A 15,358-nucleotide genomic window follows, 5' to 3' on the forward strand; every position below is an offset into this window, starting at 1 on the left:
CGGAAAGTTAGGAATAATTTATTAAGCCCGTCTGTTTCCGGACCGTCGAATGTGACAGACTGCCTGTAAAAAGCGCAAAGTTAAAAATGTTGTAGGTTTGTAGTATGATTCTACAGGTACATCCTGACAACCCGAATCCCCGTCATCTGAAGACGATCATAGAATGTTTGAAAGACGGCGGTGTGATCATCTACCCTACCGATACGGTATATGGTATGGGGTGTGATATAACCCAGCATAAGGCGATAGAGCGTATTTGCCGGATTAAACAGATCGACCCCAAAAAAGCACAGTTCTCCTTTATCTGCTACGACCTCAGTCATTTATCTGACTATGCCAAGAGTGTGGATACGCCGGTATTCAGGATATTGAAGAAGGCGTTGCCGGGGCCATATACTTTTATCCTGCCGGCGAGCCGCCAGGTGCCGAAGTTATTAAAGACCAAAAAGGATACGGTGGGTATCCGTGTACCGGATAATAATATCTGCCGTACGATCGTAAAGGAGCTGGGTAATCCGGTGATGAGCACATCGTTGCCGATAGAGGACTATGTGGAGGAGTATACTGATCCGGAGATCATCCATGAGAAGTTCGGCAAGATCGTCGATATCGTGGTGGATGGTGGTATGGGAGGGATGCGTTTTTCTACGATAGTAGACTGTACCGGTCCGGAGCCGGAGTTGATCCGCGAAGGACTCGGTGATTGGGAATCGATCTCCTGACCTGTTAAAACGGGTATATGTATGAAAGGAAAACCGCTTTTGACCAGCATGTTCGCCACCGGCGCATTGCTGATGTTACATACGACCCTGCCAGCGCAGGGTAAGACCACTATACCACTGCTGCCCCCTCATGCGGTGCAAGGATATCTGCCGGCTGTAATGCCAGCTTCCAAGGTGTTGTTGTCTCCTGTCGCGGCTGCGGCACCTGTTTACCTGCTGGCGACCCCGGTGGGGGCCACCGACTATTACAACCAGCATTTTGGTTTTTTCTGCAAGCGGGAATGGAAGCTGGAGCAGCGTACGGGCCTGCCTATCAAGTTCAGGTTAGGCAGCTACGATCATGCGCAGCAGCAGGAAGGCAAACGGTAGGTACTGGCCTGTACTTTGTGTACCTTTTCTTCATCGAACGATCTAAAATCAAGTGTATGTTGCAAGTTGCTATGAATGGTAGCCGGCATATCGGCGATAGCGTCTATTTGCCCGCAGGGGTACAGGCGATTGCTGCCGACGCAGCTGCTGCGGTGACGGCAGGGGCCTGTTCTGTACATGTACATATACGGGACCGCCTGGGTGAGGAGACGTTGTCGGCGCCGGATGTCGGGGGGCAGCTGGAAGCGATCCGTCAGGCTGTTCCGGGAGTACCGGTGGGTATCAGTACCGGCGCGTGGATCGTACCGGATGTAACAGAGCGGCTGGCATGCATAGCAGCCTGGGAGGTGTTGCCGGACTTTGTATCGGTGAACTTTGACGAGGATGGCCATGAGGCAGTAGCACATGCAGTGTTGCAAAAAGGAATAGGTATAGAAGCCGGTATCAACAGTGTTTATGCGGCAAAACAGTTGATTAGGAGTGGGTTGTTGTCGCAATGTTTCCGGATACTGCTGGAGCCTCCGGCAGCGGAGTTACCTGCTGCATTAGCGTTGGTGACTGCCCTGGAGGAGTTATTGCTTCCCCTGCCGGAAACGGGGCAGGTGGTGTTGTTACACGGGGTAGATCATACCAGCTGGCCATTATTGGAGCTGGCGTATGCGAAGGGCTACCAGAGCCGGATCGGTCTGGAAGACACCTTGTATCTGCCGGGAGGGATATTGGGGAGTAATGCGGAGATGGTGAGCCAGGGGATAGCAATTGCGCAGCGAAAGCACCGGTAGCTATTACATTAAGTATAAAAAAGCGCAGGCCCTTCCGATCGGAAGGGCCTGCGCTTTTAAAGAAGTTGAATTATTTGATGCCTAACTTTTTAGCGATATCGGCGGGGATCGCTTTTTTGTGCAGCATGATATTAGTGGTTTTGTAGGCGAAGAAAGGAACGGAAGCGTAGAAATAGCCACCGCAAGGGTTTTCAGTGCCCCATGAGTTCTTTACCTTAAAGTATTTGGTGCCTTGCTGATCTTTTACGAGGCCTACGATATGCATACCGTGGTCGTCCTGTGTTTCGTAGTTATCGAAGGCTTGTTGTCTTACTTCAGGCGTGATGGTTTTTTCTTTACCCGGTTCTTCGAACAGCTTTTTGCGGGCATCCGGTGTGAGGTCAGCCCAGTCCTGATCGGGGACGATGGCGAGGCCATCTCTGAAGTTGAAGCCTTTTTCGCTTACATCGCTGGCCCAGGCGATGCTATAGCCATTGGTCACAGCAGATTCGGCGATGTTAACGAGTTCATTGAGCGGAACGTTGTATACTTTTTCCCAGTTCCAGTTGTCTGGTACTTCCAGTACGAACTGGCTGTAGTAAGGGTGGTGGGTGAAAGAGGTCACGATCACGTAGTCGTCGGCATGGAGGCCCAGTTCTTTAGCGAAGGACTGGGGGGTATATGATTTGCCTTTGTATTCGAATTTCTCCGGGGTTTCGCCCATATAGGCGTTAAGTACTCCTTTGAATGCTTTCTGCCAGTTAGGGTTGATAGTACCTTCTGTGTTGCCGATGGTTTTGAGCAAGCCTTCGAGGAGGTTGTTCATTTCACCGTTGTTATACATCTTCTGACGGTTGCCGTCGTATACATCCTGGGGGACGAGGCCGTATTCGCGGAGGCAAAGCAGGTCGTCGGGGAAGCCGCCACCTTCGCCGAAGTTGGCTTTTCCATGCATACGTACATAATTGGCAGCTTTCAGCGGGTACATTTTGTTTACAACAAACATTTCGCTGAGGTTAAGGCCTTTGCCTTTGCCCATGCGCATGAGTTCTGATTCGAAGAAAGAGAGGCCGGAGAACGACCAGCAGGTACCGGTACGGCCCTGGTTTTGTACGTCGTAGGCTTCGATGTCTTTGATAACAGTAAATTGGTATTTGCTACCCTCTTTGTTGGTGGCAGTTTGTGCCAGGGTTGCGGTACTGCAGAATAGGGCGGCAGCGCCTAGTATCCATTTGCTCATAAGCTGTGTATGATTTTTAAGGGTTCAAAAATAGGGGAAAAGAATGTCGCAGCAATGCAGGTGATGTTGTAATGTGATAGACGGTTCACTGTTCTGTTGGCAATATTGCTTCGTATTGTTCTCTGTTGATCTCCCATAACCAGAGGGAGTCGTTCTCTTTATCGGGCACTTCGCCGGCGAAGTGCATGCCTGCTTTCTGAAGGATCTTTACAGAGGCATTGTATTCTTTTTCTGTGTGAGCGATGACCCTTTTCACATAAGAATGGCCGAATGCGAACCTGATAAGGCCGAAGGCAAGTTCTGTACCGAGACCCAGGTCGCGGTAGTCCTGGGATATTTCATAGCCTATTTCTACGGTGCCGGAATGGTCAGGCTTGCCTTTGAAGCCGCCGGCGCCGATGAGGCGTTGGTGTTTGCGGTGTATGACCAGGTAGAAGAACCAGCCCAATATAGCGGGGTCGTTGCGAAGTTTGTCGTACGCCACCAGTACCATTTCGGGGTAGTCTGTCCAGTGCTCGGGAATATCAATGCCGAGCAGGTCACCTAACACATTATTTCCGTGCAGTAATGCCTCAAAATATTGCAGGGAGCACGGTAAAAGTTGCAGGTGTGATGTTAAAATCATGAGCGAAATCTAGTAAAGGAAAATGGGAAAAACAAGTACGGTAAGAGGGTAAGAATTAATTGTTCACGTCTTAAATGCAGCGGTTTTTTAAACGGATATTTTTGCCAGCCGGCAGCGGGATAACAGTATGATGAGCGGATACTATTCCGTTGCCGGCTGGTGATGGTGAGTAAGGGATTAGTGTGCTTCGAGCCAGTTTTTACCGGTCCCGATCTCCACTTCCACAGGTACAGACAGGGGAAGTGCGTTCTTCATGGCATCACGTATCAACGGTTTGATGATCTCTACTTCGTCGACATGTGCATCGAATACCAATTCATCATGTACCTGTAGGATCATACGGCTGCGCAGGTTGTGTGCTTTAAAGGTTTTGTGTACAGCGATCATCGCCAGTTTGATCATGTCGGCTGCAGTACCTTGTATCGGCATGTTGATGGCATTTCGTTCGGCATAACCGCGAACGACTGCATTGGAAGAGTTGATATCTTTCAGCCAGCGTTTACGTCCCAGGAGGGTCTCGACATAACCCTTCTTCTGTGCCGACTGTATTTGGTTGTCCATATAGTCACGGATAGCCGGATACTGTGTGAAGTAGTTGTCGATCAGCGTTTTGGCTTCTCCCCTGGCGATGCCCAGGTTTTCAGAGAGGCCAAAAGCACTCACACCGTATATGATACCGAAGTTGACGCTTTTGGCGTTACGGCGCATATCGGAGGTGACGTCGGCGATGTCTATGCCATACACTTTGGCTGCAGTAGCGGTATGGATATCTACGCCATCCCGGAAAGCGCTGCTCATCCCGGCATCTTCACTGATGGCGGCGATGATACGTAACTCTATCTGGGAATAGTCGGCGGAGAGTAAGGTAAATTCCTCACTACGCGGCACGAAAGCCTTACGTACCTCTCTACCTCTATCGGTGCGGATAGGAATGTTCTGGAGGTTCGGGTTGTTGGAGCTGAGCCGGCCCGTCACCGCCACGGCCTGATTATAGGAAGTATGCACCCTGTTGGTACGTGGATTGATCATGAGCGGTAAGGCATCTACATAGGTAGATTTCAGCTTGCTCAGTTCCCGGAATATCAGGATGTCATCGACGATCTTGTGTTTGTTGGCCAGCTTCTGGAGTACATCTTCACCGGTAGCATATTGCCCGGTACGTGTTTTTTTGGCTTTAGGGTCCAGCTGTAATTTTTCGAACAGCACCTCACCCAATTGTTTGGGGGACGCTAACTTAAAACGTACACCAGCCTGTTCATACACACTTTCTTCTGCACGACGGATCTCGGTATCCAGCTCGCGGGAATAGTCGGACAGTGTCTGCGTATCGATACGGATGCCTTCATATTCCATATGAGTGAGTACCTGTACCAGCGGATTTTCCACTTCGTAGAATACTTTCTCTACCGCCTTCTGCGGCAACATCGGCTCGAACTTTTCCTTCAGCTGCAAGGTAATATCTGCATCTTCAGCCGCGTAGTCTTTGATCTTTTCGATCTCTACATCGCGCATAGTACCCTGGCCTTTGCCTTTTTTGCCGATTAGCGTTTCTATGGAAACGGGGGCATATTGCAGGTATTGGGCGCTCAGCATATCCATGCTGCGGCGGCCTTCGGGTTCGATGAGATAATGTGCGAGCATGGTGTCGAATACTCTGCCCGGTATTTCAAGGCCATACCACTTGAGTACGATCATATCATACTTGATGTTCTGGCCGATGAACATGATCTTTTCGTTTTCGAAAAGAGGTCTGAACTCTTCGAGGATAGCCCTGGCAGCTTCCCAGTCGGGCGGCATGGGGATATAATAGCCCTCTCCTTTTATAACGGAGAAGCTCATGCCGACGATCTCCACCGCATTGGCATCGGTACCGGTAGTTTCGGTATCGAAGGATACTTCGTCGTATTGCTGCAGCAGGGTCAGTAATGCTTTTCGTTTCTCCGGGGAATCGATGAGCTGGTAGTTGTGCGGCGTATTGTCGATATTTTTATCGGCCATGAGAACATTCAGGCCCTCTTCTTCAGCAGCGGGGGCTACCGTAGCAGAGGCAGGCGTATCTACTGTGTTGCCGAAAAGGTCCGTTTGTTGTGCGCGGCCTTTTGCGGCAGTATCGGCTTGACCTCCGAAATTATCACCCAGTACACGTTTGCCCAGCGACTTAAATTCGAGTTCGGTGAAGATCTCTGTCAGTTTTTCCTTGTTGGGTTCTTTGAGGCAGAAATCTTCTTCATGGAAGGTCACTGGCACATTAGTGATGATAGTCGCCAGTTGTTTGGACAGGACGGCATTTTCATGGCCGGCTTTGATCTTTTCGCCCATTTTACCGCCGATGTTATCTGCATTGGCCAGTATGTTTTCCAGGGAGCCATATTGTGCCAGTAGTTTCATGGCGGTCTTTTCTCCTACCCCGGCGATACCCGGGATGTTGTCTACCGCATCGCCCATAAGGCCAAGGATATCGATCACCTGGTGGACATCTTTGATCTGCCATTTTTCACATACCTCCTTGGGACCGAGGACTTCCTCTTTAGAGCCCATATAGGGGGGCTTCCAGATGAATACATTGTCTTTTACCAGCTGTCCGTAGTCTTTATCAGGGGTGACCATGAATACGGTATATCCGCTGGCGGCGGCCTGCCAGGCGAGGGTGCCGATCACGTCATCTGCTTCATAGCCATCTAATTCTACAACAGGGATGTTGAAGCCTTCGATGATGCGTTTGATATCAGGCAAAGCATCGAGCAGGTCTTCGGGAGCGTCTTCCCGGTTGGCTTTATAGTCAACGAATGAAGTATGTCTTTCTGTGGGGGCATGCGTATCGAACGCCACTGCCATGTGGGTAGGTTTCTCTTTGTTGATAAGATCCAGTAAAGTGGTGGTAAAACCAAACTGGGCGTTGGTATTACGACCGGTGGTGGTAAGCCGGGGATTCCTTATCAATGCATAGTAGGCACGATAAATCAATGCCATTGCATCCAGTAAAAATAGTTTTTTTTGCATGCCGATATTCCTTACATGAGTTTGGGCAAAAATAGGGGATAGTTTTTAGTTTGCTATCGTGTTTTCGGGGGATGGGGGGAAGATGGATCGTTTGGAATTTATAACTAGGTGCTGGAACTTTGAGGCTGAAACATATTCAGGATTATGAAGAAAATATATCATTTATCGACCTGCAATACCTGTCAGCGGATCATTGCAGAAGTGGATGCGAAAGAAAAAGGATTTGAGTTGCAGGACATCAAGACGCAGCCGATCACTGCAACGCAGCTGGAGGAGATGCATCAGCTGTCGGGAAGTTATGAGGTATTATTTAGCCGCCGGTCGCAGAAATACCGTCCGATGGGATTGCATGAGAAGACGTTGAGTGAAAAGGATTACCGGGACCTGATCTTACAGGAGTATTCGTTTCTGAAGCGGCCGGTGGCGATCGCAGACGGAAAGATTTTTATCGGAAATGATAAGAAGACCGTAGAAGCGCTGAAAGCCGTTAAATAGGCTTTTGGTGCGTTTTTCAGGCGGTAACGGCGTCGCCGACAGGTGGGTGCAGTTGCGCAACGAACTGTCTTACAACGGCCTTATATTGCTCCATATCACCTTCATGCTGGAACGAGCGGAACGGGAATGTCTTCACGGCTTCCAGTGTTTGCTGGAGATGGAAGCCGGTCTGGGAAACATTATAGAAGTAGCCTTTCTGCATGAGGTGTTTGCCCAGGTATTCCTGTTCGGATTGACCGGGGGTAGGGATGAGAATGGCTTTTTTATCCAGTTTGGCGAGGTCCATCAGGGTGGTATAACCCGAGCGGCTGAGCACCATATCGGAAGCGAGCATCGCTTCGTTGAGGGCTTTGGCATCGAGGTGGTTCACCTGTAAGACTTTGGGCGTCAGCTGTATATGCTGTTGTTCGCCCGGTTTGCCACTTACGATGAGCGCACTGATATCCAGGTCTTTTATCTGACTGATTACCATGGTTTCCAGGTTCGTACGTTGTGGTTCGGGACCTGAGATGAGTACCAGGAGATCATATTTTTTTGCAACGCCTTCTCGCGGAACAAAACGGCTGAGGCAGCCCAGGTAAGTGGTATGCGGAGGCAATTTTGCCGGGTGGGCGAGGATGCCGGACAGGTTGTTGTCGCCCGCGAAGTCGGGTATCCAGCAGGCGCTGTATCGGCGGATATATCGGTAGTTGAGTTGTTGCAGCAATGCTTCCACAGGGTTGCCGAAAGGAGTCTTGATAAGCAACTGGTGGGAGATGAAAACGGTAGGGATGTCTTTATGGTAGAGGCCGAAACGATTGTCAGAGATCACGGCATCTATGCCATACTCTTTGACCGTCTTTTGCAACCATTGTTGCTCATTCTTAACGGCTTTGATGATCTGTGGGATCTGCTGGATGATCTTCCAGCCAAAGAAAATACCTTTCTGAGCGTATTGAATGCGATAACCTTGTAGCGGGAGAATGGTGATCTGGGGGAACTCTTGTTGCAGCAGGGCGGCATGCTTTCCTTCCGCTGCAATAAAAACTTCGCAACCAGCGTTTAATAGTTCATGGATAAGCGGGATATCGCGTGTCGCATGGCCGAGTCCCCAGTCTAGAGGAACGACAAGAATTTTTTTCGCGGAAAGCCGTGTGGACAAATAAAATTAATTTTTTTTGCGAATTTAGCTTAATTTAGAAATGTGCATTGTTAAGAAAAGGTAAACTCTCAAAACGACCGGACTGGAGATTATTTGAAGACTAGTATACTACAATATGAAAAGAATTAAATGGCTGATGATCTTTTTAATTTGCGGAAGCTTGACGTGGCAGGGTTGCAGTGTGTTTAAAAAGAACGATTGCGGTTGCCCCACGATGAACAAAAAACGCATGCATTGATCCGATTTGATGTTGAATACACAATCTCTTTTAGCCTAAAGACAGAGCAAATACCTTCATAACCCGCACTTATACCTAACCCGGGTAAAAATAATTACAGGTAACATCAAACTTTTTTTCATGAAACCGGTAGAGAGAGATTTATTGATCTTGCTACATGAAGACAGATACAACGAGCAGCAGATACAAGTAGCAGTAAAACAGATCAGCGACATGTTAACGCTTGTTGAGACTATGGATTATCTGTGTGCCGTAATAGAAGTAGCAGATTGTAACAAATGTAAGATCAGCAGTAAACGGTCACTGTTGGAAAAAGCATTTGCCCGCAAGAGTGACAAGGCATTCGAGTTTGTGATCCATAAGAACTGATCTTAGCCCATTTTTTATCATTATCTTACTCCCTCCTGCAGATATGTATTTCGTGTATGTAGCAGCTACATACACCCTATATAATTGAGATACAAAAACATATCCCCCCCTTTCAGCATATTTATAAAATTCTTGTTGTAGGTTTGCCCGCAAATAAACAGCAAGTTGTCATGGCAGACTTTACGCTCCTCCAAGCCTTTTTGCAACCCGTTTCCAAAGCCACCCTGAATGATGATCGAGAGTATGATGAATACCAGATCGGTGGTGTAACTGATCTCTATGAACCGCATCATATCCCTGACCTGGATGCCGCAGCAATCGTATTGCTGGGGGCTCCCGAAGAACGTGGATATGGCGTCGGCGGAAAAAAAAATGGCAGCGGTGCGGATGTGATACGCAAAGAATTCTACCGTTTATTTTACTGGCATAGAGAAATTCGTATAGCCGACGTAGGTAACCTGCAGGCCGGCGATACGCTCGCAGATAGCTATGCCGCCCTGAAGACTGTACTGGGCGAATTGTTGAATGCAAATAAGACCATCATTATATTGGGGGGCTCACATGATCTGACATACGCACAGTATAAAGCCTATGCAGCGCATCATTACATTGTAGAAATGACAATGGCAGATGCACTAATTGATCTGCAGGAAGAATCAGCATCCAAGGCCGAGAGTTTCCTGATGGATATGCTTACAGAACAACCGAACTATATCAGGCATTATAACCACCTGGGATTCCAGAGTTACTTCGTACATCCGAGGATGTTGGAGACACTGGATAAACTACGCTTCGACTGTTACCGGCTGGGCAAGATCCGGGAGAATATTGAAGAGGCCGAACCGGTACTGCGCAATACAGACCTGTTTAGCCTTGATATCAATGTGATGCGGCATACGGATGCGCCGGCCTCTACCCTTTCGCCTAACGGATTTACCGGAGAAGAAGCCTGCGCGCTCTCCAAATATGCAGGAATGAGCAGCCAGCTTAGCTCCTATGGGATCTATGGTTACCGTCCGGAACGGGATCACGAGCAACTGACAGCCAAACAGATCGCGCAGATGCTGTGGTACTTTGTAGATGGCCGCGCCGTACGAGGTAAAGAAGCGACACTGGAAGAACGGGATGCGTTCTGGGAATTCCATATCGCGTTTGCAGATATCGATACCGTATTCCTGAAGAGTAAAAAGACAGGACGCTGGTGGATGCAATTGCCCGGTAAAGAGTTTGTTCCCTGCGCTTACAATGATTATCTGCTGGCCAGCAACAATGAGATACCGGAGCGTTGGCTACGGCATCAGGAAAGACAATAATTATTTTCAGCAAACAATGTATCTATGTCTTTAGCGCGTAAGTCGCGGATTGCCCGATTAAATCTTATACAAAATACGCAGGACTTCGTCCTCATCTCGCTAGGCGTGCTGCTGGCAGCATTGGGATTAAAAGGTTTTTTGCTGCCCAACGGATTCCTGGATGGTGGGGTAACGGGTATTTCACTGCTGGTGAGCCGTCTGACGGGCTGGTCGATCTCCGTATTGCTGATCCTTATCAACATCCCTTTTATACTGCTGGCTTACCGTCAGCTCTCTATCACTTTTACGCTGAAAGCACTGGCGGCAATCGTCGGGCTGGCTGCCAGCCTGGTGTTTATCGAAATACCAACGATCACCAGCGACAAGCTGCTGATTGCCATATTTGGCGGTTTCTTCCTCGGAGCAGGCATTGGTATGTCCGTGCGAGGTGGCGCTGTGCTGGATGGTACGGAAGTGCTGGCGCTTTATATCAACCGGAAAACGGTGCTTTCCATGGGAGAAGTGATCATGTACTTTAACGTGGTCATCTTCAGCGTAGCAGCGATCCTGATCAACATTGAAACGGCATTGTACGCGATGCTTACCTATCTGTCTGCTTCAAAGACAGTGGATTTCATCATACAGGGTTTTGAAGAGTACATTGCATTGACCATTATATCTGCGGAGAGTGAGCTGATACGTAAGACGCTGACACTGAAATTACGCAAGGGCGTTACGGTGTTCAAAGGGAAGAGCGGATATGGTAAACGCGGTCAGCAAAGCGACAATGAGATCGATATCGTCTACACAGTGGTTACCCGCCTGGAGGTACACAAGATCATCGACGAGATCGAAAAGATCGACGAGAAGGCCTTTATCGTGCAGCACAATATCAACGACACCAAGGGCGGAATGATCAAACGGAGGGCTACACACGGCTAAACGTTACGGCAACCCTATCCACACCCCCGCGTATCAATTCAATTCTGCTTCTTTCAGGAGCGCTACTACCCTATCTTTTATGTAAGCAGCTTTATTATCTGCGGCGATGGTTTGATCGTCGAGGCCGAAGAGGCTTTTGGCTGCTTTGGTGTCGATCGTTTTAAAATAGCGGTCGCGTTGTTGTATCCACGCGTCTTGATCTGTTTTGAGAACCGTCTGTCTGTCTGCACCGAGGCGTTCGTACAGTTCCTCATATACGGCCTGTAACATGCTGTCTAGTTGCTGATAGTATTCGATGGCGCAGCTATACATATCCTGGCCTTTGGCCATGCATTGCTGATAGCGGATATCCAAAGAGTCGACGGCAGCGGTATACCGTGTCTGTGCGGAGGTGGTAGCTGCTATTGTCAAAAACAGTGCGGAGAGCAAAAGAAGTCGCATAGGTGAAAAACGATGGTTACAAATATATATATAATAAGTATTATATCATATAGCCGGCGCGGAGGGATATAATACATGCATAATATTGAACGGCCCTTTAATAGCGTCTTCAGGGGCGGTATTAAAGGGCCGTTTTAGTGACAGTGGGTCATCAGATCACCACCAGTTCGTAGAAGTCGGCTGGTGTGAAGTATTGCTGCGCGAGGTGTTGTAATTCTTCGGCAGTAATGGTTTTGATCACCTTAATATTGTTATAGAAGTAGCTTTCATCCAGGTCGTTCAGGATCAGGTTTTTCCAACGTTGTATGAGCTGGAAGGCGCCATCCATATCGCTTAGCATGGAGCCGATCATATAGTTGCGGACCAAGCTGAGTTCTTCTTCCGGAATGGGTTCTTCCTGGAGGGTGCGTAGTTCTTTGTAGATCTCTTCGATGGTAGCTTCGCAAACATCGCGGCCAGCTTCTGTCTGGATGTTGATGGCGCTGGTCTGGCGGAAGTTGTATACCTGGGAGTAGATACCGTAGGTATAGCCTTTGTCTTCGCGGATGTTGCTCATCAGGCGGGAACCGAAGTAACCGCCGAAGATGGTATTGAGCACCAGCATTTTCGGGAAGTCGGGATGATAGCGATTGGGAAAATGGCGGGCTACGCGTACGGCGCCCTGTACACCATTTTCATCGTTGAAGATGCGGAACTTTTTCTCTTCTGCGGACTGTACTGGCAGGTCCAGTCGGAGTATACCGGACTCCCCGTTCCAGGGGGTCGTACCGAAATACTCGTTGAGCAGCGGGATGATATTATCCGGTAATTTACCGGCGAGGAAGATGCGGCAGTTATTGTAGGTATAGTGTTTCTTATAGAAACCGCGGAGGGTTTCGGGCTGCAGTGCGTCAAAGCCCATCATGCTGCTTACGCGGCCGTAGGGATGGAATTCGCCGAAAAGATATTTATCGATTTGACGGTTGGCTATAAAGTCGCATTTCTGCATGTTTACGGCCAGTCTTTGTTTTGAGTTCTGCTTGTAGGTGGCCAGTTCTTCTTCGGAGAACGCCGGGTCCATGATCACCTCCTGTAGTACAGGGAGTAGGGCATGGGTATGTTTGGTGAGGCAATGCAGGGTATATGTTGCATTCTCATGGTAGCAGTTGCGATTGAGATAGGCACCGTAGTAGTCGATACGTTCGTTTATCTCAAGGGCGGATTGTTTACTGGTACCATTTTTCATCAGGAAGTTGGTAGCGGTAGCTTCCATGCTTTGTGATTCGTACCAGGTGCCTGCGGGAAATATCAGCTCCAGTTGCAGGGTATCCTGCTCTTCAGAGCGGACTACGTATACGGGTATACCGTTATCCAGTGTGAATTGCTCGTATGGTTTCAGGTTAATATCAAAAGATACGGCGTCTTTTATAGCGGGCGGAACTTTTCTGTTGATCATTACGGCTTGTGATTTAGTGCCCATCTTACAGTGGCTGATTATCGGCGTAGTAGTAGATGGTGTTAGCATTTTTTTCGTCAAACAGGATGCGTGTTTCTTCGAGGATATCTTTGGTGGTGATCGCCTCATAATTGTCGAACTCTGTGTTCATGAGTGCGGCATCGCCGAGCAGTTCGTAGAAGGCGAGGTTGTTCGTGCGGCTGAGCAGGCTCATATCTTCGAATGCTAGCATACTTTCTACCCTGTTCTTCACTTTTTGCAGTTCCCATTCAGAGATCTCTTCCTGTTTGAGTTTTTCTATTTCTTCATTGATGGCTTTTTCGGCATCTTCCATTTTCACTCCTTTTACCAATTTCCCTTCTATGGTCAATAGTCCGGCATCGATGCTACCGAAGTGATAGCAGTCGATATTGCTGAATAGTTTTTTCTCTTTCACCAGGGTTTGGTGGAGGCGGGAAGAACCGCCTGCGCTGAGTATATCGGAGACCAGGTCGGCTGCGTAATATCTTTTATCCTGGCGCGGCTGCATGTGGTAGCATTTATACAGTGCGTCGATAGGTACGTTGGCTTTTACTTCTAACCGGTGGGCAGCGGCCTGAGGTCCTTCTTTAGGGACATTGCGCACATATTTCTCGCCGGAAGGGATCTCGCCGAACCATTTCTCTGCCAGTGTTTTGACCTGTTCGGTGGTAACGTTACCGCCTACTACGAGGATAGCATTGACGGGGCGATAATGTTTAAAGAAGAAGGCTTTTACATCATCCAGTTTGGCATTTTCGATATGCGCCAGTTCTTTACCGATGGTCATCCAGCGGTATGGATGCGAGGTATAGGCCAGTGCGCGCATTTTATGCCATACATCGCCATATGGTTTGTTGATGTAGTTTTCTTTGAACTCTTCGCATACGACTTTACGTTGTACTTCCAGGCTTTTCTCGCTGAAGGCGAGAGACAGCATGCGGTCGCTTTCGAGCCAGAATGCGGTCTCTATGTTTTCGGCCGGGAGTTGTATATAGTAGTTGGTCAGGTCGTTGGTGGTGTAGGCGTTGTTCTCTCCTCCTGCCATTTGGAGGGGCTCATCATAATCCGGTATGTTGACAGAGCCGCCGAACATCAGGTGTTCGAAGAGGTGGGCAAATCCTGTTTGTTCGGGGTTTTCATCACGGGCACCTACATCATACAGTACATTCAGTACTGCCATGGGGGTGGTGTGATCTTCGTGGACAACGACGCGTAGCCCGTTGTCCAATGTGAATTTATTATAATGAATCATAAGCGTGTTTTAGGAACATGCAATATATTGAATTTCGCGTTGCAACGGGTAAACGCTTACAGGAGGCTGTCAGCGTTGCTGGAGGATGACCTCTTTCTTATTGTAGTTGATGGTGAGCACACATTGTTTCCATATCTGGCAGCCAATGGAGCCGGCGACTTCCATGAAGGCGCCATCGTCGTTGATGTCTTTACAATAGCTGACGGGTACCTGCCGGAACTGGGCATTGTTGATACTGAGCAGGGGGATCGTACTGTTGATATAGGTGAGTACGCGTAACATATCCTGTACGCGGTCGGTGTCGACGGTGGGGAGTATTTCATTCAGGCGGTGTGCGTCTGTATAGGGCCAGTTGAACAGTATGCCGTAATCGCCGCCGGTGGTGAGGTGGTAATTGCCTGTGAGGGATTGACCACCAGGTAGTTGTATGGTAGCATTGAGCACAGGGGTAACATAATTGAGCTTCATAGCCAGGCGCTGGCCGGGGATGGTGGTGGGGGTATTACCATTGCGATAGAGCCGCAGCTGTTGCCTGGGATAGTCGATGGTAACGATGTATTGTTTGAGCAGGTCCACGCCGATAATGCCATCTGCTTTGACAGTGCCGGTGCGGAATTCCTGGAGGTTTTCAATATATACTTTGAGGAACGGCACCCGTACGTTGCCCATGTAGAGGGTACTGAGGGTGGCGGTCTGCATTTCCAGCATCATATTGTTGGTGGCGCTGACACCTTTGCCCTGTAAGGCGGTTAGCTTCAGTGTTTCTGCCATGCCTTTGTGCAGGATGGTCACTTCGGCGCCGGAGTCGAAGATAAGCGACAGGGAGTCGGGCAGACCTGAAATAGCAGCTTTGATGATGACGTGGTGACCGGAGTAGGTGAAAGGAAGCACGGCCAGTGGCTGTTCAGATACCGGGGCCGGTGCTGGCGCGGCTTTCCTGCGTTGGCCCTTCGAAGAGAAGGACAACAGTAACCAGCAACAACATAATATGGGTCCAAGCAATCGTGTCATGATA

Annotated in this window: 15 protein-coding genes; 7 read left to right on the forward strand and 8 right to left on the reverse strand. The window is 48.9% G+C overall.

The genetic code is table 11. From position 1 onward, the window contains the following. Window positions 1–104 precede the first annotated feature (104 nt). From KTO58_RS24090 to KTO58_RS24100, 3 genes are read left to right on the forward strand one after another with little or no spacing between them, the layout of a single operon-like run. On the forward strand, window positions 105–722 hold the full coding sequence (locus KTO58_RS24090) for an L-threonylcarbamoyladenylate synthase (protein ID WP_095836954.1): 618 nt from the start codon (window positions 105–107) through the stop codon (window positions 720–722). A gap of 21 nt (window positions 723–743) precedes the next feature. Beyond that, complete coding sequence (locus KTO58_RS24095) at window positions 744–1,091, forward strand: hypothetical protein (RefSeq protein ID WP_095836953.1); 348 nt, start codon at window positions 744–746, stop codon at window positions 1,089–1,091. Window positions 1,092–1,147: 56 nt separating this feature from the next. Beyond that, window positions 1,148–1,873, forward strand: a complete 726-nt coding sequence (locus KTO58_RS24100) for a 3-keto-5-aminohexanoate cleavage protein (protein ID WP_157752764.1) — start codon at window positions 1,148–1,150, stop codon at window positions 1,871–1,873. 70 nt (window positions 1,874–1,943) lie between these two features. Here the strand turns inward: KTO58_RS24100 and KTO58_RS24105 are convergent, their stop codons facing one another. From KTO58_RS24105 to polA, 3 genes are all read right to left on the reverse strand, one after another. Next, complete coding sequence (locus KTO58_RS24105; protein WP_095836951.1) at window positions 1,944–3,092, reverse strand: C1 family peptidase; 1,149 nt, start codon at window positions 3,090–3,092, stop codon at window positions 1,944–1,946. Window positions 3,093–3,177: 85 nt separating this feature from the next. Next, window positions 3,178–3,717: a GNAT family N-acetyltransferase gene (locus KTO58_RS24110; RefSeq protein ID WP_095836950.1), complete on the reverse strand. Its 540-nt coding sequence runs from the start codon at window positions 3,715–3,717 to the stop codon at window positions 3,178–3,180. A gap of 177 nt (window positions 3,718–3,894) precedes the next feature. Then, the gene (gene polA / locus KTO58_RS24115) at window positions 3,895–6,717 is read right to left on the reverse strand and encodes a DNA polymerase I (RefSeq protein WP_095836949.1); all 2,823 of its coding nucleotides are present in this window, start codon (window positions 6,715–6,717) and stop codon (window positions 3,895–3,897) included. Between the two features lie 144 nt (window positions 6,718–6,861). On the opposite strand from polA, the gene KTO58_RS24120 reads away from it, so the two are divergent. Then, entirely contained in the window at window positions 6,862–7,212 is a 351-nt protein-coding gene (locus KTO58_RS24120; RefSeq protein WP_095836948.1) for an arsenate reductase family protein, read from the forward strand. Between the two features lie 16 nt (window positions 7,213–7,228). On the opposite strand, the gene KTO58_RS24125 is transcribed toward KTO58_RS24120, so the two are convergent. Next, window positions 7,229–8,353: a glycosyltransferase gene (locus KTO58_RS24125; protein ID WP_095836947.1), complete on the reverse strand. Its 1,125-nt coding sequence runs from the start codon at window positions 8,351–8,353 to the stop codon at window positions 7,229–7,231. A gap of 358 nt (window positions 8,354–8,711) precedes the next feature. On the opposite strand from KTO58_RS24125, the gene KTO58_RS24130 reads away from it, so the two are divergent. From KTO58_RS24130 to KTO58_RS24140, 3 genes are all read left to right on the forward strand, one after another. Continuing rightward, window positions 8,712–8,960, forward strand: a complete 249-nt coding sequence (locus tag KTO58_RS24130; protein WP_095836946.1) for a hypothetical protein — start codon at window positions 8,712–8,714, stop codon at window positions 8,958–8,960. Window positions 8,961–9,130: 170 nt separating this feature from the next. After that, window positions 9,131–10,273 (forward strand): formimidoylglutamase, encoded by a 1,143-nt coding sequence (locus KTO58_RS24135; protein ID WP_095841412.1) that lies wholly within the window; start codon window positions 9,131–9,133, stop codon window positions 10,271–10,273. A 24-nt stretch (window positions 10,274–10,297) separates the two neighbouring features. Then, a complete protein-coding gene (locus KTO58_RS24140; RefSeq protein ID WP_095836945.1) occupies window positions 10,298–11,194 on the forward strand; it encodes a YitT family protein in 897 nt (298 codons plus the stop codon). Between the two features lie 33 nt (window positions 11,195–11,227). Here KTO58_RS24140 and KTO58_RS24145 read toward each other — a convergent pair whose 3' ends face one another. From KTO58_RS24145 to KTO58_RS24160, 4 genes are all read right to left on the reverse strand, one after another. Continuing rightward, window positions 11,228–11,635, reverse strand: a complete 408-nt coding sequence (locus tag KTO58_RS24145; RefSeq protein WP_095836944.1) for a lysozyme inhibitor LprI family protein — start codon at window positions 11,633–11,635, stop codon at window positions 11,228–11,230. A gap of 151 nt (window positions 11,636–11,786) precedes the next feature. Next, a complete protein-coding gene (locus KTO58_RS24150) occupies window positions 11,787–13,070 on the reverse strand; it encodes a M16 family metallopeptidase (RefSeq protein ID WP_095841411.1) in 1,284 nt (427 codons plus the stop codon). Window positions 13,071–13,095: 25 nt separating this feature from the next. Beyond that, entirely contained in the window at window positions 13,096–14,343 is a 1,248-nt protein-coding gene (locus KTO58_RS24155) for a M16 family metallopeptidase (RefSeq protein ID WP_095836943.1), read from the reverse strand. Between the two features lie 69 nt (window positions 14,344–14,412). After that, window positions 14,413–15,354: an aspartyl protease family protein gene (locus KTO58_RS24160; protein ID WP_095836942.1), complete on the reverse strand. Its 942-nt coding sequence runs from the start codon at window positions 15,352–15,354 to the stop codon at window positions 14,413–14,415. Window positions 15,355–15,358 lie beyond the last annotated feature (4 nt).

The organism is Chitinophaga pendula, from assembly GCF_020386615.1.
Taxonomy (GTDB): Bacteria; Bacteroidota; Bacteroidia; order Chitinophagales; family Chitinophagaceae; genus Chitinophaga; species Chitinophaga pendula.